The organism is Flectobacillus roseus (assembly GCF_030056595.1).
Lineage (GTDB): Bacteria > Bacteroidota > Bacteroidia > Cytophagales > Spirosomataceae > Flectobacillus > Flectobacillus roseus.
On the sequence record NZ_JASHIF010000029.1, the window covers coordinates 1 to 18,013 of the forward strand.

At 37.4% G+C, this 18,013-nt stretch carries 14 protein-coding genes; 3 read left to right on the forward strand and 11 right to left on the reverse strand.

Annotated features, from left to right (window positions below; genetic code table 11):
* The first annotated feature begins 282 nt into the window (after positions 1–282).
* On the forward strand, positions 283–1,614 hold the full coding sequence (locus QM524_RS24510; RefSeq protein ID WP_283346671.1) for an FAD-binding protein: 1,332 nt from the start codon (positions 283–285) through the stop codon (positions 1,612–1,614).
* Positions 1,615–1,750: 136 nt separating this feature from the next.
* On the opposite strand, the gene QM524_RS24515 is transcribed toward QM524_RS24510, so the two are convergent.
* Complete coding sequence (locus QM524_RS24515) at positions 1,751–2,494, reverse strand: NUDIX hydrolase (protein ID WP_283346672.1); 744 nt, start codon at positions 2,492–2,494, stop codon at positions 1,751–1,753.
* A 258-nt stretch (positions 2,495–2,752) separates the two neighbouring features.
* On the opposite strand from QM524_RS24515, the gene QM524_RS24520 reads away from it, so the two are divergent.
* Positions 2,753–6,490 (forward strand): ThuA domain-containing protein, encoded by a 3,738-nt coding sequence (locus QM524_RS24520; RefSeq protein ID WP_283346673.1) that lies wholly within the window; start codon positions 2,753–2,755, stop codon positions 6,488–6,490.
* 94 nt (positions 6,491–6,584) lie between these two features.
* On the opposite strand, the gene QM524_RS24525 is transcribed toward QM524_RS24520, so the two are convergent.
* The 9 genes from QM524_RS24525 to QM524_RS24565 form a co-directional block, all read right to left on the reverse strand.
* A complete protein-coding gene (locus tag QM524_RS24525) occupies positions 6,585–6,923 on the reverse strand; it encodes a hypothetical protein (protein WP_095168266.1) in 339 nt (112 codons plus the stop codon).
* Positions 6,924–7,027: 104 nt separating this feature from the next.
* On the reverse strand, positions 7,028–7,276 hold the full coding sequence (locus tag QM524_RS24530) for a YHS domain-containing protein (protein WP_205749670.1): 249 nt from the start codon (positions 7,274–7,276) through the stop codon (positions 7,028–7,030).
* A gap of 14 nt (positions 7,277–7,290) precedes the next feature.
* A complete protein-coding gene (locus QM524_RS24535) occupies positions 7,291–8,205 on the reverse strand; it encodes a transporter family protein (RefSeq protein ID WP_283346674.1) in 915 nt (304 codons plus the stop codon).
* Between the two features lie 35 nt (positions 8,206–8,240).
* Positions 8,241–9,224: a cytochrome-c peroxidase gene (locus tag QM524_RS24540; protein WP_283346675.1), complete on the reverse strand. Its 984-nt coding sequence runs from the start codon at positions 9,222–9,224 to the stop codon at positions 8,241–8,243.
* 292 nt (positions 9,225–9,516) lie between these two features.
* A complete protein-coding gene (locus tag QM524_RS24545; protein WP_283346676.1) occupies positions 9,517–10,326 on the reverse strand; it encodes an MbnP family protein in 810 nt (269 codons plus the stop codon).
* Positions 10,327–10,357: 31 nt separating this feature from the next.
* Positions 10,358–11,452 (reverse strand): cytochrome-c peroxidase, encoded by a 1,095-nt coding sequence (locus QM524_RS24550; RefSeq protein WP_283346677.1) that lies wholly within the window; start codon positions 11,450–11,452, stop codon positions 10,358–10,360.
* 159 nt (positions 11,453–11,611) lie between these two features.
* Entirely contained in the window at positions 11,612–11,995 is a 384-nt protein-coding gene (locus tag QM524_RS24555) for a hypothetical protein (protein ID WP_095168279.1), read from the reverse strand.
* 235 nt (positions 11,996–12,230) lie between these two features.
* Complete coding sequence (locus tag QM524_RS24560; protein WP_283346678.1) at positions 12,231–12,926, reverse strand: LytR/AlgR family response regulator transcription factor; 696 nt, start codon at positions 12,924–12,926, stop codon at positions 12,231–12,233.
* Positions 12,916–13,950: a sensor histidine kinase gene (locus QM524_RS24565; protein WP_283346679.1), complete on the reverse strand. Its 1,035-nt coding sequence runs from the start codon at positions 13,948–13,950 to the stop codon at positions 12,916–12,918. Before QM524_RS24565 ends, QM524_RS24560 begins: the two co-directional genes overlap by 11 nt.
* Before the next feature lie 320 nt (positions 13,951–14,270).
* Here QM524_RS24565 and QM524_RS24570 point away from each other — a divergent pair, with 320 nt between their 5' ends.
* A complete protein-coding gene (locus QM524_RS24570) occupies positions 14,271–16,871 on the forward strand; it encodes an outer membrane beta-barrel family protein (RefSeq protein WP_283346680.1) in 2,601 nt (866 codons plus the stop codon).
* 218 nt (positions 16,872–17,089) lie between these two features.
* Here QM524_RS24570 and QM524_RS24575 read toward each other — a convergent pair whose 3' ends face one another.
* A complete protein-coding gene (locus tag QM524_RS24575; protein ID WP_283346681.1) occupies positions 17,090–17,959 on the reverse strand; it encodes a hypothetical protein in 870 nt (289 codons plus the stop codon).
* Positions 17,960–18,013: the final 54 nt, after the last annotated feature.

Below are 18,013 nucleotides of genomic sequence, written 5' to 3' on the forward strand. Positions count from 1 at the left end.
AAATAATACTGACAGATACAGCTATTGAGAATAGAATATTCAGCTTTTTAAGATGGATAAAAATGCAAATGTCTCATTATCAAAAAAATATATCTACTTAAAAAAAGCTGGGTAGAGTAAGGAAAAACAACAAAAGCTGTAAGTGTGAAATTTTTCTCATAATTAATCAGGGATTTTGAAGGGGTATGTACAGTAAGTTTTCCGTAAATTACTCTTTAATAATTAATACTTTATCTTGCTTTAGTATTAAAATAATCAAAATTTCAAATCCCCTTATTAACTATGAATAAACGTACCTTTATTAAATCTTCTTCCCTGATGTTGGGAAGCGCTTTTTTACCCAAAATGATACTAGCTAACGATACTCCTCGCACCAACTGGGCAGGTAACTTACGATACAGTGCCAAACAATACTTCGAACCCCAGACGATTGCGGAAGCACAAGAGCTTGTCAAAAAAGCACCCATCATTCGTGGTTTGGGTAGCAGACACTCTTTCAATAGCATTGCTGATACTCCTGCGACTCAGATTTCGTTGAAATTAATGCAGAAAGTTTTATCGATAGATAAAGCAAACAAAGAAGTAACTATTGAAGGTGGCGCCACCTATGGACAAATTTGCAAAGAAATCCACGAAGCTGGTTTTGCACTGGCAAACTTAGCATCACTTCCACATATTTCGGTGGCAGGAGCATGTTCAACAGGAACACATGGTTCTGGTGTGAAAAATGGGAATTTGGCTACTAGTGTAAGAGCATTAGACATTATCACTGCTAACGGCGACATCGTGAGTTTTTCAAAAAACGAAAATAATGATGCATTAAAAGGAGCTGTAGTTGCTCTTGGTGGTTTAGGTATTGTTTCAAAAATGACTTTGGCATTACAAGACACCTTTGAGATGAAGCAATTGGTCTATCAAAATATGCCCATGTCAGCTTTGGAAAAAAACTTTGAAAGCATCGTTTCCAATGGTTACAGTGTAAGTTTGTTTACAGATTGGCGTAACAAAAATGTCAATCAAGTTTGGTTGAAAAAACGTAGTGAGGATGTTTCGACGCCAGATGCGGAGTACTTTGGTGCAAAATTGGCAACACGCAATCTGCATCCATTAGAGGACCTTTCGGCGGAAAACTGTACAGGACAAATGGGCGTATCTGGCCCATGGTATGAGCGAATGCCCCATTTCAGAATGGGCTTTACTCCAAGTAGTGGAAAAGAATTGCAATCCGAATATTTTGTTCCTTTCGAGCATGGTTACAAAGCCATGATGGCTATCGAAAAACTACATGAAAAAGTGAGTCCACATTTATTTATTTCAGAAATAAGAACGATGACAGGCGACGACCTTTGGATGAGCGCGAATTATCATCAACCATCAGTTGCTTTTCACTTTACATGGAAACAAGATTGGAATGCCGTTAAACAACTTTTACCACTAATCGAAGCGCAACTAGCACCATTCAATGCTCGTCCGCACTGGGGTAAATTATTTACTATGAACCCTAAAAAGCTTCAATCGCTTATCAAACCATTACCACAGTTTAAGGAATTATTGGCAACCTACGACCCAAAAGGAAAGTTCAGAAATCCATTTATTCAACAGAATTTGTATTGAGGATTAAGGTAGAGTTGTGAATGTAAAATACCTAGTTCGAGACTAAGTCTCGGACTAGGTTTTGCTTCAGCTTTTAAACTGTTTAAAAAATAAGTCCAAGACAAAGTCTTGAACTAGTCATTTTCACAACTCATACTTAAACTTCTTCTATGCTTGGTGCTTTAAACTTGTACAAATAAGGAGCCTTATTGGCTGCACCAGTGTACAGTTTTTCGATTCTTTCCAAAATATCCATACTTAGCATTTTGCGCTGAAAATTATTTCTTCGAAGTGGGTATCCCAAAACTGTCTCATAAAGACTTTGAAGCTCGGGCATAGTAAATGTTTCAGGCAATAAATTAAATCCCACCAATTTGGTATCCAAGTTGGCACGAAGACTCTCCAAAGCTTTATCAATCATTTCTCGATGGTCAAAAATCATTGGTGGCAAATCCTTTAAATCGAACCATTCAGCCCTATCACTAAAAGGATCTGGCGTTGGATTTACTTTAGAGAAATCAACGAGAGCATAATAGCCAATCGATACAAATCGCTTGTTGAGCCACGAGTTTCTAAATTCCTCTGTATGACCAAAATCGAGAATCTCAGCTAAAGTATTTGTCTTGGAGCGGTCTTCATGACCAAACGTATGATATTGCTCCAAATAGATATTTTCTAAACCTGTTCTTTCTCGTAAAATCCTCAAAGCGGCAGGATCGATACCTTCGTCCATACGCACAAAGCCTCCCGACAAACTCCAAACCCCCGAATCATGAACTCTGAGCAAAAGTACTTTCAACTGATCTTGATGAAAACCAAAAATGACACTATCAATAGATAAGTGAGGTATAAAATCTTGCTTATTTTCCAAAAAACTATTCAAATCAATTTTTCTCTCCATGTGATACCTTCTACCATTTAATTTTCTACTATGAGCTAAAAGTAACAATTTATACCCGTCAGATACCCGATTTGGGCTACACTATTTATTTTATGTCATCGGTCTACACAATCAGTACGGTTAATCACAAAATTATATAAATATTTTGCTACTTCTAAAATTTAAAGTATTATTGTCCCAAAATGGGAAAATAATAAAAATATACCTTTTTAAAATTTAACATATCCAATTAACACAACCCTTCAGAACACTATTCCAATGAAGAACCTTCTTTTCAATCAATGGAGAAAACTGAATCTCTTGTTGTTAGCCTTTGGCTGTACCATTCTTCAGTTTGGTACTTATGCTCAAAATGTAGGTAAACGAGTATTAGTTTTCAGCAAAACTGCTGCATTTAGACATGGATCTATCGAAGTAGGTAAAGTTGCTTTTCAAAAAATGGGAAAAGATAAAGGCTTTTCTGTAGACCTTACGGAAGATGCTAATGCTTTTACCAATGAGAATCTTCGCAAATACAATGCTGTTGTATTTTTGAGTACAACAGGTGACGTGCTTAATCCAACCCAACAAGCTGAATTTGAGCGTTATATTCAAGCAGGTGGTGGCTATCTAGGCATTCATGCGGCTACAGATACTGAGTATGATTGGCCTTGGTATGGCAAGTTGGCAGGTGCTTATTTTCTTGACCACCCAATGACTCCAAGCAATGTTCAAAAAGGTAAGTTTTTTGTAGTTGACAAAAACAATTGGGCTACCAAAAATATGCCAAGTGAGTTTGAGCGTAGTGATGAGTTTTATAGCTTCAAAAATATCAATCCTGCCATTAATGTTGTAGTAAAAATTGATGAGAAAAGTTATATCGGTGGAAAAAATGGTGATAACCATCCTATTAGCTGGTATCATGAATTTGACGGTGGTCGTTCGTTCTATACTGCTATGGGTCATACCGATGAAACCTTTGCAGAACCTCTTTTCCTAGACCACGTTTGGGCGGGATTAAACTATGTGATGGGTGGAGATTCGCCGAAGCCTTTGGATTTTTCAAAAGCTCGTCCAGAAGAAAACCGTTTTGCTAAAGTTATTTTAGAAGAAAAGCTCAACGAGCCAATGGAATTGAGCGTGTTGAATGACGGACGTATCTTGTTTATCGAGCGTCATGGAGCTGTTCGTTTGTATAATTTGAAAACAAAACAGCTTAAAACCATTGCCAATATCGAGGTAAGTACAAAATATAAAGACAAGGAAGGTAAAGAATCTGAAGCAGAAGATGGATTATTAGGTTTGAACAAAGATCCAAATTTTGCTCAAAACCATTGGATCTATTTGTATTATTCAGACCCGAAAGAATCTAAAAACGTATTAGCTAGATTTGAATTGAAGGGCGATGAATTAGTGATGTCTTCGAAAAAGATTTTGTTAGATATTCCTACCCAACGTGAACAGTGCTGTCATACAGGTGGCTCGATTGCTTGGGATAAAATGGGGAACCTCTATCTTTCGACAGGTGACAATACCAATCCTCACGGCTCAAATGGCTATAGTCCGAGCGACGAACGCCCTGATCGTGCACCGTGGGATGCTCAAAAATCTTCGGCAAATACTAACGATTTAAGAGGAAAAATTATTCGTATCAAACCTACTGTTGATGGTTCTTATACAATTCCTGAAGGTAATTTATTTGCTAAGGGTACGCCAAATACTCGTCCTGAAATTTATACGATGGGACACCGTAACCCATTCCGTATCTCGGTCGATCAAAAAACGGGATATGTGTATTGGGGCGAGGTGGGGCCAGATGCTAGCAAACCAGCGGCCGACCGTGGACCTGAAGGACATGATGAGGTAGGACAAGCACGTAAACCTGGCAATTTTGGCTGGCCTCATTTTGTAGGTGATAACAAAGCATACAATAAATATGACTTTGTTAAAAATGTTTCATTGGAAAAATGGGATGCCGCTGCTCCAACTAATACTTCACCCAATAACACTGGCTTGAAAGTACTACCTCCTGCTCAAAAAGCATTTATATGGTATCCTTATGCTGCCTCAGCTGAATTTCCATTAGTTGGTAGTGGTGGTCGTAATGCTATGGCAGGACCAGTATTTTATAGTGAAGATTTCAAAAATGCTAAACGTGCTTTTCCAAAATACTACAATGAAAAGTTGTTGGTATATGACTGGATGCGAGGATGGATTATGGCTGTAACGATGGATAAACAAGGTAATCTGACCGATATGGAACAGTTTATGCCAAGCTATCGCTTTAGTAATCCAATGGATATGGAATTTGATGCTAATGGTGATTTGTATATGCTCGAATACGGTTCGGGGTGGTTTACAGCCAACGACGATGCTCGTTTGATTCGTATCGAATATAACGGTGGTAATCGTAAACCAGCTATCCAAATGGCCGCGAATCAAATGGGTGGAGCACTTCCTTTCAAGCTTAGTCTTGACTCAAAAGGCACAAAAGATGCAGATGGCGACGCTTTGACCTATTCTTGGAAAATTTCTTCGAAAAATGGCTTTAATAAAGTAATCACAACTCCATCAGCCGATGTGACTCTCACAAAATCTGGAATTTACAATGTAACATTGACTGTATCTGACGGGAAAGGTGGCATTAGTACTCAAGCCATGGAAGTATCAGCAGGAAACGAGCCTCCAGTTTTGTCTTTTGATTTACCAAAAAGTAACAAGACCTTCTTCTTCCCTAATAAATCTTTTGACTATGAAGTAAAAGTAAAAGACAAGGAAGATGGTAGTCTTGAAAACGGCAAAATCAAACCAGAGCAAGTAGCAGTAAATATTGATTACTTGGCTGAAGGATTTGACAAAATTGCCATTGCACAAGGTCACCGTTCAGCTGATGCTAGCACAGGTTTGGTAAAAGGTAAAAAATTAATTGATGCGAGTGATTGTCAAGCTTGTCATAGTATGGACAAAAAATCGGTTGGACCAACTTACCGTGAAGTTTCTAAAAAATACAAAGGCGATGCTGGTGCTTTAGAGCGTTTGACCAAAAAAGTAATCTCTGGTGGTAGCGGTGTTTGGGGCGAAGTAGCCATGGCTGGTCACCCACAATTATCAACAGGTGATGCAGCTGAAATGGTAAAATATATCTTAAGTTTAGCTGACGAAAAAGCAAAAGAAACTCTTCCGACAAAAGGTAGCTTTACTGCAAAAGTTGGCGCTGGCGACAAAGGACAAGGTGTATATATTTTGCGTGCTTCGTATCAAGACCAAGGAGCAAACGGTATTCCATCATTGAGTTCAGAACAAACCTTTACCTTGCGCAACCCACGTATCAGTCCACATGGATATGACCAATATGAGGCTGTTTCAAAAATGAGTTTTGGAGGGAATGAATTAATGATTCCAAGTAAATCAGGTTCTTACATAGTGTTGAAAAATGCTGATTTGACTAATATCAAACAATTAGAGTTATTGGCCACAGCGCCAAAAGCACAACTCAATGCTCAAGGCGGTAAAGTAGAAATACATCTCGATTCGCCAACGGGTAAGCTAGTGGGAGAGTCAACGTTCTTGGAAGCCAGTGACAAAGCAGGATTTGCTCCTTCGCCGTTAAGCGTTCCAATTAATCCAACAGAAGGATCGCATGATTTGTATATCGTTTTCCAAAATCCAAAAGCCGAAGGTTCTTTGATGGTAATTATGGGAACAGCTTTCAAAGATGAACTGGGAAATAGTGCTCCAGCACAAGCGGCTGAGCCAACCAAATCGAAGGACTTGAGCGATTATGCTGGTAAATACAAAATGACAGGATTACCTTTTGAATTCATTGAGGTTGAGATAAAAGATAATAAAGTCATCCTTAACGCTGGAGGACAAGGCGGTGCATTAACAGAACTAGAGCCTGATAAATATGATGCTGACGGAAAAGCGAAAGTACAATTTGTAAGAGATGACGCTGGAAAAGTCAATGGCGTTAAACTCGAAGCAATGGGTATGAGCTTTGAAGGTAAAAAACAGTAACATAAATACTCAATGAATAAGGGGAATGGCACAAATGTGCCATTCCCCTTATTCATTTTCAAGAAATTCTACTGAAAATCAGCAAACTACAACCTTATCCTATTCGATTTAGCTCATTTCTCAAAATCAAAATATGTCCAATAAACACCCCTGCTGGAACGACATAACTTTTGAAAACGAATATAAACAAAAAGTAAATCAGGGTAAATGCTACCAAACGTACAGTCAATTTATTCATCATTTGGTCTGGTAAACGGTAGCGACTCAATTGAAAAACTTGGTATAAAGAATATCCAAAACAGCTCCAATCAATAATTCTGAAATAATCATTGATCCCAGTGTGAAAATCACCTTTTAAAAAGAAGCCAAGGTCGACAAGGATAAAAATCATTCCTAATAAAATAACTGTTCTGATGATATAGGTACTTCTCATGCTTTAGCGATAGTTTGTTTGGATTTAGGTAAAATCTTCTAGGACGCACCCCAAAAGATTTTCACAAAAGTAAAGGGCTGGAAGAAATTCCCAGCCCTTTTTCTTTATTTCTTCACAAACTTTTCAGGTTTTTTATCAAACATCTCCTTACAAACTACGCTACAAAAGCCATATTGCTTGCCTTTGTAGGTACTCGTAAACTTCGTATCTTTTTCAGCGTGCATTTTGCAAACTGGATCTTTGGCTTCCATTGCCACTGTCTCTTTTTTACTTTCACTCCCTGCTTTTTTGTCTTTAGGGGCTTGTTGGAAACTTGCTACAAGTACCAACATTGAGCATAAGATTGTTTTCATTTTGGAATTCTGGATTAAAACATAAAAGTAATATGGGCAGTCGTACGAGCATTTGCTTTTAATTCGCCCCTCGATAACTCTTGTGCAAAAGGCATCTGATGCGTTACGCCAAGGCTAAATTTCTTAAAAAATGCCTCACATCCAATATTTGCTGAGGCCATATAACCACCAGTATCTTTGTTCACAATACCCTTATCATGGTCATTTTGAGCATATTCCCAATAAACGCCAGCATTGGGCATAAGGGTATTTCCTTGGCCAAAATCTTTTGCATAAAACGCTGTCAAGGCGCTTGTTAGCTTGTTACCATACCGATACTGATTACTATTTTCAGTATTGATCTTATAAGTGAAATCGGTATTCAAACCCCATTGATCATAACGAACTGTATAAATCGCATTCAATAAAAAATCTGTGCTACCTGTACCTAGCTGAAAATTAGGATTAGCTACTTCCTCTGAACTATTCAAATCATATTTGAATCTACCCGTTGGAGCTTTTATCCCAACACCCAGCATTAAGTTATGGTTTACGGTGTGTGCTGTACTATCCCAAAAAGTATTTAGCACATTGTAATGACCTAATACTGTAATATCGCCCAATCCTTGAATGGTATTGGTGATATTTGGTAAAATCTGCGTTTGAGCATTAAAGTTATAAGGTACAAAAGCCAGAATTTGCACTTTTTTCAAAGGGTAAAATCGTCCCCAAAGTTCGGTGGTATGAAAACTTTCTTTAGTTTTCAGTAATTGCGAGTTGAGATGCGAATCAAAATTTGAATAGCGATAACGCAATCCTAAGAAGCCTCGGTGAGATTGTGGCAATATACCAAAAAAGGCATTCCCATTGGAGCATCCACAAATATCACAGGCACGACTTTCGTAAAAAAATATACAACAGAATATGAGTAAAAATATCTTGATTCGCATAAAAACATAATTAAGAATGACACCGACCAATAGAACTATTGTAACCTTTTGTCGGTTAAAAAAGTCTTGTCTGTCAACGTTTTCAGAAAAGCTATTACCTGCTTTTTTTGTTCATCTGTCAACGAAACACCACCTTTCAGTGCAGGGTCTAGATTTGGAGTATTCTGAACGTCATCGGTATAATGGTTCAAAACAGCCTCCAAGGTATAAAAACGACCATCGTGCATATAGGGTCCTGATACTTCGATGTTTCGCAAACTCGGTACTTTAAATTTGTATTTATCGGTTTCTAATTCGGTAATTTTTCCTCGACCAAAATCCTCAGGACCTTGAATTCTCAAGCCATTATTACGGTAGGATTGATTCGTAAACAAAACACCACTATGGCAAGAAGCGCATTTTTGTTCAAAAAGGCTTTTGCCCGCCAGTTCATCCGCTGTAAAAACTGCCCCTGCTTCTTTTCTCATGACTTTATCGTATTTTGAATCAGCAGAAACCAAGGTCAACATATATTGAGAAAGTGCCTTCAAGAATCTTTGTGTATTGATTTCTTCTGTTCCAAAAGCCTTTTTAAACTGACTAGGATAGTAGGAAGTCTTGCGAAGTTTTTCGAGAATAACCCCAATTTTCTCATCCATTTCAACGGGATTTTCAATAGGAGCGAGGGGTACAAAATCTAGATCACCAACACCTCCATCCCAAAAGAATTCCGACTGCCAAGCTAAATTTTGAATTGGCAGCGAATTTCTTATCCCGACTTTTCCATCAATCCCATGGCTCAAATCATGACCATGATGTGTAAAAGCAAAACTCTGGCTATGACATTCTGAACAGCTAATCGTATTGTCGCGCGACAAAAGTGGGTCAGCAAACAAAGCTTTGCCCAATTCAAATCCTTCGGGTGTAATAGGATTACGCGCTAAATCATAGGTTGGCGCTGGGAAATTACTAGGTTGCTCAAAGCGTATTGTTGGCGTTGTCTCAGATTTTGTACATGCTATCAGACTTAGAAAAGTCATCAAAAATATGAATTGAACACATTTCATCATTTCAGGTAGATTGATAATATTCCCACAAGCAATAGTCCAAATGAGAATAAATGAAATAGAAATAGCCAAAAAACTAATCTGCTTTCAGTAGTCAAACGGATAATTTCAAATAACCTTTCGGCAAAACTTGGCTTGGGAAGTAACACAATTCCAGTGCCTTCAAGCCACTTTTCAAGTTCGTATCTTCTAAGCATTTCTTGCTATCTTGATTAGTCTAAACAGCGATAGAGGGACAAAGATTTTTGTCCCTCTATGTTATTAATTAGTCATTATGTACGTGGTCTACTACAAACATGTTTTTGTAATTATTGGCAATCGGAGTAGCCAGTGCAGGAGACATAATTACAGCAGCATCTGCCAATTTAAGCGTTGTAGTACCAGAAAATACCTTAGTTACATCAGCCACAAAATGAATCGTCGGAGCAATACTTTTGCGCACGGTCATCGTGCTTGGCAATGAAAGCGTAACGGTTCTTAAGTTATTTGGAGTAACACTGGTACGACCACCAAAACCACCTACATGGTATTGATATTTTCTCAGACCAGCTGCATTTGCAGCTACTGCTGACGATGTCCCTTCTAATTTCATGAAGATATAACCTGAGTTCCATGACCAGTACATACCATCATCTGAGAATCCTGCTGGGTCTAATACACCTGTACGTTCTTCTACTGGCGAAATACTCTTTACGCTATCTACACCAATAGTAAAGGTAACTTCCTTATAATCAGCCGCAGGAACATCTTTTAATGATTGAATCAAGGTTTTGCTATCTGCTTGACGAACCAAAAAATATTGATTTTTGAGGTCAACTTTACTACCATCAACTTTTTTCAATGAAACATTACTGATATAATAATTTAGAGTAGTAATCGTAAAATCCTCACCAGCAGCATTTTTAGCAGTGGTAGAACCCAACACAATTTTTTGTCCGCCCATCAAGTTATCAAACTCAAGACTTACATTGTTTTTATCACTTGCGCCAATTGGCTCTACATCATCTTTAGTACATGAAATTACCGTAAAAAACGTAAGAGCAATAATTGATAATGATTTGAATAAAGATTTCATTTTGTAAAATGTCTTTTATAATGTTTTTGATTTACCTTACAGGAAAGCCATCAGGCTCTGCAAAGCGTTTGTCTTTTAAAAAAGTGTCGTCTGTGAGTGTATTCAGAAAAGCGATAATCTTTCTTTTCTCCTCTGCGGTCATCTGAATACCTAAGCGCCCATTGGATTGTCGTAAAATCGGGTCTAATGTTCCATAATCTTGTACACTAGCATCATAAAAATTCAATACTTCAAGCAAGCTTGTATACCGTCCATCGTGCATATATGGAGAAGAGGCTGCTACATTTCGGAGACTTGGCACCTTAAATTTGAATTTATCATTCGCATTTCCTGTAACTCTGAACCTTCCTTCATCAACTACAATTTGGAGTACTGGCTTTTCATTTACATATTCAATTTTTGTTCGCTCGAATTTTGCAAGTCCATTATTTCTAAAACTTTCATCCGTAAACAATACACCTTTATGACAATTTGAGCAACCTTTTGAGTTAAACAAACTCATACCATCAAGCTCATCTTGCGTAAAACTCGCCGATGCATCTTTCAGAACGTATTTGTCATAACGAGATTGATACGAAACTAAGCTCAACATAAATTGAGTGAGTGCTTTGAGCAAGCGATCCTTGGTAACGCCCTCAGAGCCAAAAGCAGCCTTAAACTTATCTTGATACCCTTTGTGGCGACCTACCCTGGCAACCACATTATCGATATTGTCATCCATTTCGTCAGGATGTTCAATCGGTAGTATAGGTTGTTCGTTTAAAGTAGCCGCTTTACCGTCCCATTGAAAACGCTCACGCCAAGCTAAGTTTTGTAAAGATTGAGCATTACGTAGACCGACTCTTCCATAAATCCCATGACTCAAATCGTGCATGTGATGGGTAAAAACGTAGGTTTGTCGATGACATTCCCCACAAGCAATGGTGCTATCTTTCGATAAGATTCCGTCGTAAAATAGATTTTTCCCTAAATCAAAGCCTGCTGCTGTAATCACATTAGAATCAATAGGATATACAGGCTTAGGAAAATGACTAGGTGCCACAAAATAAGTTTCAGGATTAGGTTCATCCGACTTTTTTTGACAAGCAACAACAAAAACCAACATTAATAACAAGTGTTTTTTCATGACTATCGTGATTCGTATTTAAGAAATCCATGGACAAGCGTAGGTAAAAGTACCACAAAAAGTACTTAAACACTCGCAAGTTAAAATCCTGAAACATAAAGCAATAGTCAATCCATACCCTCAAGCGAGCAATTCCATTACATTGTAGGAAACATTGGATTAGATTTTGGGAGGTTGAAAAATCCCAAGAAGAGGAGAACCGTATTTCGGCTCTAAATAAGAGAAAGAATGGAGCTTAGGAAGCTCTTCAAAAGAGCTATTTCCCGAAAAGTCAACAAGGTTGTTATCGAAGAAAAGTACTATTTCAGGCATCTTCTCTAATTTCTCAGAGGTTGCTTTTTGTTCTTTTTCTTCTTCAGCTTTTAACTTCTTTGCTAAAAAACATTTACCATCACAATGAAGCATAGGTCTGTTTTTGTTGATACAAAGCTCTTTGGCAATATAACTTTTGTTGACTTGGTAATACACCACAAAACTCCACTTACTAAACAACGGAATGTTTAGTAAAAACAGTAGAAGTATTGCTATGACTTTGTTTACCATGGCGCAAAGATAAACCTGTAATTTGAGTCATACTACGTTTTTTTCAAAAAATGACAAGAATCAGGAATTGACCCAACTGATACTTGCTTTTGTATTTAGTTTTGAATAAAGTAGTATTTTGACAAATTGAATTAAGGAGTTATGGCGTTATATTCTTTCCAATAGTACTAACGTTGTATCCTTTTTTTTGTTATGATTTCGTCATAATAATCCAATTTTTGACTCAATATCTGCCTTATTCGAGTGCTTTGATATTGTCGATATATTTCTTGCCGACGGGTAATTCAAGCTTTGACAATAGGACTTTCGAATGGTGGAATCCTGTGATTTTCTGTTTGTTAACGATATAGGAATTATGTATCCTTACAAAGATTTGTTCCGACAATCGGCTTTCGATTCCTCGCAGATTGCTACGTGTCAAAATAGGGTAAGTTTTTTCATGAATATAGATTTTTACATAGTCTTTTAGTCCTTCGATATAGATGATTTCGTCGTAGAATATCTTGACTTTTTTGTACTCAGCATTTACAACAATATATTGCTGAGGCTCTTCTTGTGGGGGCAAATCTCTCAATTTTAATCTATCCTCTATCTTTTTAAGAGCCGCCGATATTCTTTCTTTTCGAATAGGTTTCACCAAATAATCGACCGCATTTAATTCAAAACCCTCTACCGCATATTGATTGTAAGCCGTCGTAAAAACCACCAAGGGAGGCTTTTCTAAAGACTTCACAAATTGTGTCCCTAAAATTTCAGGCATTTGGATATCCGAAAACAACACATCAACTTCTTGAGTTTGTAGAAAGTCTAGGACATCGTTCGGGTCATGAAATTTCCCCAGTACTTCTACTTCTGGAAATTGCAGTAAATCATCTTCCAGAATATTGAGCGCAAATGGCTCATCGTCAAGTAAAATACATCTAATTTTCATCTAGTGTAAGTTCAAGTTTTACCTCAAAATAGCCCTCTTGATTATTGATTTCTAAGGTGTGTTTTCGTGGATACAATAGCTCCAATCTTCGTTTGATATTACTCAACCCTATACCTTCTGAGTTGAGAGTGGTCTTTTTTAACAGCACTTTATTTTTGGATAAAAACAAAATTCCATGCTCGGTATTCTGTAAGGTGAAGATAATTTCTGGTGAATTTTTACTATCTATTCCATACTTAAAGGCATTTTCAACAAAATGGATAAAAAGCAAAGGTGCAACGCTATACGGCTTGATAGATGGAGACACTTGAAACTCCACCTTCCCCTCAATGGGCAATCGCAAAGCTTGTAATTCTATGTAGTTTCGCAGGTGTTCTATTTCTTTATTGATGTCAACATTCGAATCAGTCACTTCATAAATGATATACCGTAATATTTCCGAAAGTTTAATAATAGTATCTTCCGAGTTAGGGTGACTTTTGCGTACTAGCCAACGAATATTATTAAGGGTATTGAACAAAAAATGGGGGCTTATTTGAAGCTTAAGCATATTCAGTTCTGCCACTGTTTTCTCAAGCTCCATCTGCTTATATAGTTCTTTCTGGCGAGCTTGCTCATTGTATAAAAACAACATCGTACTTGCCAAAATACAAACTGTATAAAAAAATAAAGGACCAATAATTCTAGCAAACAAAAAATCCAAAGTACCTACTTTTACAGGATGTGGCGGTCCCATCAACGAAATTAAATAATTGATACCCGCATAAGTCAACCCTCCAAATAGTAGAATACTAAAATATTTCCATCTTTTGAGAGAGAAGAAAAGCTTTGGACCAATATAGAGTAGATGCGAATAAAAAATAATCGCCCAAACAATCATGTTGGTTGTATGAGTTTTGAAAAAAGCAAAATCAAGCTTTTGAAGCTTGCTGGGCTCATATAAAAAAATGATATATGGAAACAAATACAGAATAGTCCAAGTGAGGATATGTCCTATATAGGGTTTAATGACTTGCTTAATCATGTTGTATACAATTGAGATAGAAACTAGGTTTAGTTAACAGCCAGTTACTAGGCCAAAGCTAAACCTTTGATAATAAGAATAGTCCTATTAAAAATGAAAGCTATTCATCATCAAACTATTCAGAGAACAAACTTACTGAATAGATTCTAATCCACGATGTTCATCCATATACAGTTCACATCATTGCGTCTACAGCTGAATGGAAATTCGAGAAATTGCCCGCAAATTTGAATCATCAATCGCAAGTGAGAGTGATGTTATTCAAAATGTAGTAAGTAAATATTTTCCTCTGATAAACTCTCGAATTAACTCTATCAATCATGAATAAGATATTAACAATTATGTTAGTGCTTCTCTCAATATCGGGATTTGCACAAATGCCTTCGGGTGGTGCTGGCAAAATGCCAGAATGGAAAGCCTATGGTAAAGTAGTAGACGAACAAGGTAAACCTGTGGAGTTTGCTTCTGTCGTTGTCCTAAAGTCTGTATTTGATAAGGATACCAAAAAAGACAAGGATGTTTTGGTAAAAGCCATGCAAACTGAATTAAATGGTGACTTTAGTTTTTCAGGTCTTCCCATGATGGCAAAGTTAAAGCTCAAAATTAGCTCGGTAGGCTACAAAACCCTAGAAATGCCCTTGGCTGTATCTATGCCAAAAATGGAGGGTGGTGCTCCCAAACCTGGTCAACAGCCTGACCCTGCCATGATGGCAAAAATGATGGCTGCGATGGACAAAGATTTGGGTAACATCAAATTAGCCTCAGAGTCCACACTTCTCGATGGTGTAACAGTCAATGGTTCTAAGCCATTATTGGAAATGGATATTGACAAAAAAAGCTTTAACGTTTCTAAAAACTTAGTTACTTCGGGTGGTACTGCGGTAGACATCATGCGCAATATTCCTTCATTACAAGTAGATATTGATGGTAATGTTAAGCTAAGAAATGCGTCTCCTGTTTTGTATATCGACGGTCGCCCAACAACATTGAGCCTTGACCAAATCCCTGCGGATGCTATCGAAAAAGTTGAGGTAATCACCAACCCTTCAGCTAAATACGATGCTTCTGGAAGTACTGCTGGTATCTTGAACTTGGTTTTGAAGAAAAATAAAAAGAGTGGTTACAATGGTATGGTAAACGTAGGAGCTGACCGTTTTGGTGGCTCAAATATCATGGGAAACCTTAGTGTACGTCAAAATAAAGTAAACGTAACGATGATGTTTATGAATATGCGTATGCGTAACAACGTTACAGGTAATAGCGACCGCTCAAGCACCATTGGTGGTACACAATCGAGTATCGCGCAGGACATCAATAGCAAAACAAAAGGCAACATGACTTTTGGTCGCTTAGGTATGGACTACTATGTATCGAACCGTGCGACACTTTCGGTGGCTGGTTTCTTCGGACAAGGTAAATTTGACCCAACTGAAGACTTGAAAATCACGACAAAAATTAACGGCGTAACAAGTTTTAGCAATAGACTTTCGAATACTGAAAGAGCATTTAAACCAAGAGGTTTGCAATTAGGTTTCAAACAAAACTTCAAAACAGAAGGCGAAGAACTTTCTGCTGACTTGAATTACTTTGGTGGCGACAACTCTTCCAATGCGGTTTACTCTACCAATTATTATAATGCTCAAAATGTCATTACAGGAAATCAAATCCAGAAAAATATTGGTGAAGGGAATAACAAAGTTTTGACAGTTCAAACAGATTATGTAAAACCATTGAAAGGAAAAATCACTTTAGAAACAGGTGCAAAAATCCAAATCAATTATAATAAAAACCTGAATAACAACACCTTGAAGGCTGTAGGGTCAGACATTTATAAAGATATAACTTCTGCTTCGGTGAATTATGAAGGTGAAAATTATGTGTATGCTGCTTACTTGTCATTTGCAGGAAAGTTACCAAAATTGTTTTCTTACAAAGTTGGTTTACGTGGCGAAAGCTCAAAATATGATGGTTCTCTTTTAGCCAATAATCAAAAGTTTAGTAACGAATATCCAATCAGCTTGTTTCCGTCGATATTTTTAACACGAGAATTGTCTAAAACAGATCAATTGCAATTGAGCGTAACAAGACGTGTTAACAGACCTAACTTTTTCCAACAGATTCCTTACGTAGACTATAGCGATAGCTTGAATATTACTAGAGGTAATCCCAACTTAGTACCAGAGTTTACGACCTCAAGTGAAATTTCATATAGCCACTCAAAAGGTAATTCCACTTTCTTGGCATCAGGTTATTACAAATACACGAATAACCTCATTACAAGATATTTGAGTCAAGAAATCAACCCGATTAGTGGCAAAACTGACTTGATTAATACCTATATCAATGCCAATTCGAGTGTAACGTATGGTACAGAGTTTACTTACACAACTAAATTGAAAGCATTTTGGGATTTGACGGCGAACTTGAACTTTTATAACTCAAAAATCAATACCCAAAACATCGAAAATGCACAAGCAACCGATGCCCTTTGGACAGTGTTTGGTAAAATCAACAATAACTTTACCTTACCACAAAAATGGGTAATCCAGTTATCTGGCGATTATCAAGGCAAAACCAATATGCCTATCACGCAAAATCAAGGTTTTGGACCTCCAATGAGTCAGGCGCAAAGTTCATCACAAGGATATATCAAGCCTTTTTATGGAGTTGATATTGCGATCAAAAAGAGTTTCTTGAAAAACGATATTGCCTCGGCAACACTTTCGGTAAACGATATTTTCAGAACAAGAGGAAACACACAGGTATCGTACGGTGAAGGATTTACACAAACTTACTATCGTTTGAATAATCCACAATTGGTGAGATTGAACCTCTCTATTCGTTTCGGACAGATGGATATGAGCATATTTAAGAGAAGTTCTAAAAATGCCTCATCAATGGAAGGTATGCAAATGCAGTAGTTTTTTGGATAATAAATCATAGAAATAGTGACAAGGTGTATTATGTGATATTGTAATGCACTGGTTAAACCACCGCACATCTTGGGCGGTGGTTTTTTGTTTGGCTTTGAGTAGCAAGCTTTGGAATACAAGCTAAAATCGAGTTCAGTTTTCAGGGCAAACTATTTTAGGCAAGGACAAAGGAAAATTCATCACTCATAATTCAAAACTCCGCACTACTAATTGATTCCTTGCTCGCTAAGGATATTCTTAAGAAGTGGCTCTAAATCTTCCTTTTTGGTTTGTGAGCTAATATGCTTCGTAAGATTGTCGTAAATAGATTGATCGCCGATTTGGTCTATTTGGTAGGTTAATACTTTAATCAGTCTCAAATATTTTCTTCTTTGATACCACACAAAACCAATAATCAGTAATGCTGCCAAAGTAATACCGCCAATAATCATGGATGCCTGACGTTGCACAAAAGGGATATCCTTATGAACAATCTTATCAATCCTACTCGTAAGTGTGTCTATGGTCGGTTGAAGTGTATTGTTAACCAACTGCTGAGTACGCATGGAAGTTTTTTCACTTAAAATATTTCCAATAATAGAATCCAATTTTGCTTTCGACGCTGGACTATTCATTGAATCCAAGGCATTTTGTAACATATTGGTCAAAAGCCTTTGCGAATTTTTGTCGAGTGTTCGCATGATTTTGACAACCAATTCATCCGTGAATTTCAAATCGCCTTTGAGTCTTCCGATTTGCCAATGTAGATTATCCCCCAGCTTTGTCAATTGAATATTTGTTGTATCTCCAGCAATGGCAATCGCATGAATGAGTTTTTTAATATCAGGATTTAACGTATCTGCAAATCCTTTTAAACTCGACGCAGCGTGTGGAAGAGCTTTGGTCGCACCCAGCACGAAGTTTTCACCTGCTTTTGAAGTTAAATTACTCAAGGCAGGTTCGGCTTTGTTGAGGGGTTTGGTCAAGTCAATTTTGTCAACCTCATTTTTGAGAACATTACAGGAGGCAAAAAGAATGGACAAAATTATGGCTAAAACAGACTGCTTTAGCAAAGAAAGTGGTAGTAGGTGTTTCATGAGAGATTAAAATGTGTGTTATGATAGATTTTCTGCAAAATAGGCATTTCAACC

Excerpts from the sequence above, each read along its gene's own strand:
- QM524_RS24520 (WP_283346673.1), top strand. The coding sequence starts at position 2,753 with ATGAAGAACCTTCTTTTCAATCAATGGAGAAAACTGAATCTCTTGTTG.
- QM524_RS24570 (WP_283346680.1), top strand. The coding sequence starts at position 14,271 with ATGAATAAGATATTAACAATTATGTTAGTGCTTCTCTCAATATCGGGA.
- QM524_RS24575 (WP_283346681.1), bottom strand. The coding sequence starts at position 17,959 with ATGAAACACCTACTACCACTTTCTTTGCTAAAGCAGTCTGTTTTAGCC.
- QM524_RS24565 (WP_283346679.1), bottom strand. The coding sequence starts at position 13,950 with ATGATTAAGCAAGTCATTAAACCCTATATAGGACATATCCTCACTTGG.
- QM524_RS24540 (WP_283346675.1), bottom strand. The coding sequence starts at position 9,224 with ATGACTTTTCTAAGTCTGATAGCATGTACAAAATCTGAGACAACGCCA.
- QM524_RS24535 (WP_283346674.1), bottom strand. The coding sequence starts at position 8,205 with ATGCGAATCAAGATATTTTTACTCATATTCTGTTGTATATTTTTTTAC.
- QM524_RS24545 (WP_283346676.1), bottom strand. The coding sequence starts at position 10,326 with ATGAAATCTTTATTCAAATCATTATCAATTATTGCTCTTACGTTTTTT.
- QM524_RS24515 (WP_283346672.1), bottom strand. The coding sequence starts at position 2,494 with ATGGAGAGAAAAATTGATTTGAATAGTTTTTTGGAAAATAAGCAAGAT.
- QM524_RS24525 (WP_095168266.1), bottom strand. The coding sequence starts at position 6,923 with ATGAGAAGTACCTATATCATCAGAACAGTTATTTTATTAGGAATGATT.
- QM524_RS24560 (WP_283346678.1), bottom strand. The coding sequence starts at position 12,926 with ATGAAAATTAGATGTATTTTACTTGACGATGAGCCATTTGCGCTCAAT.
- QM524_RS24510 (WP_283346671.1), top strand. The coding sequence starts at position 283 with ATGAATAAACGTACCTTTATTAAATCTTCTTCCCTGATGTTGGGAAGC.
- QM524_RS24530 (WP_205749670.1), bottom strand. The coding sequence starts at position 7,276 with ATGAAAACAATCTTATGCTCAATGTTGGTACTTGTAGCAAGTTTCCAA.
- QM524_RS24550 (WP_283346677.1), bottom strand. The coding sequence starts at position 11,452 with ATGAAAAAACACTTGTTATTAATGTTGGTTTTTGTTGTTGCTTGTCAA.
- QM524_RS24555 (WP_095168279.1), bottom strand. The coding sequence starts at position 11,995 with ATGGTAAACAAAGTCATAGCAATACTTCTACTGTTTTTACTAAACATT.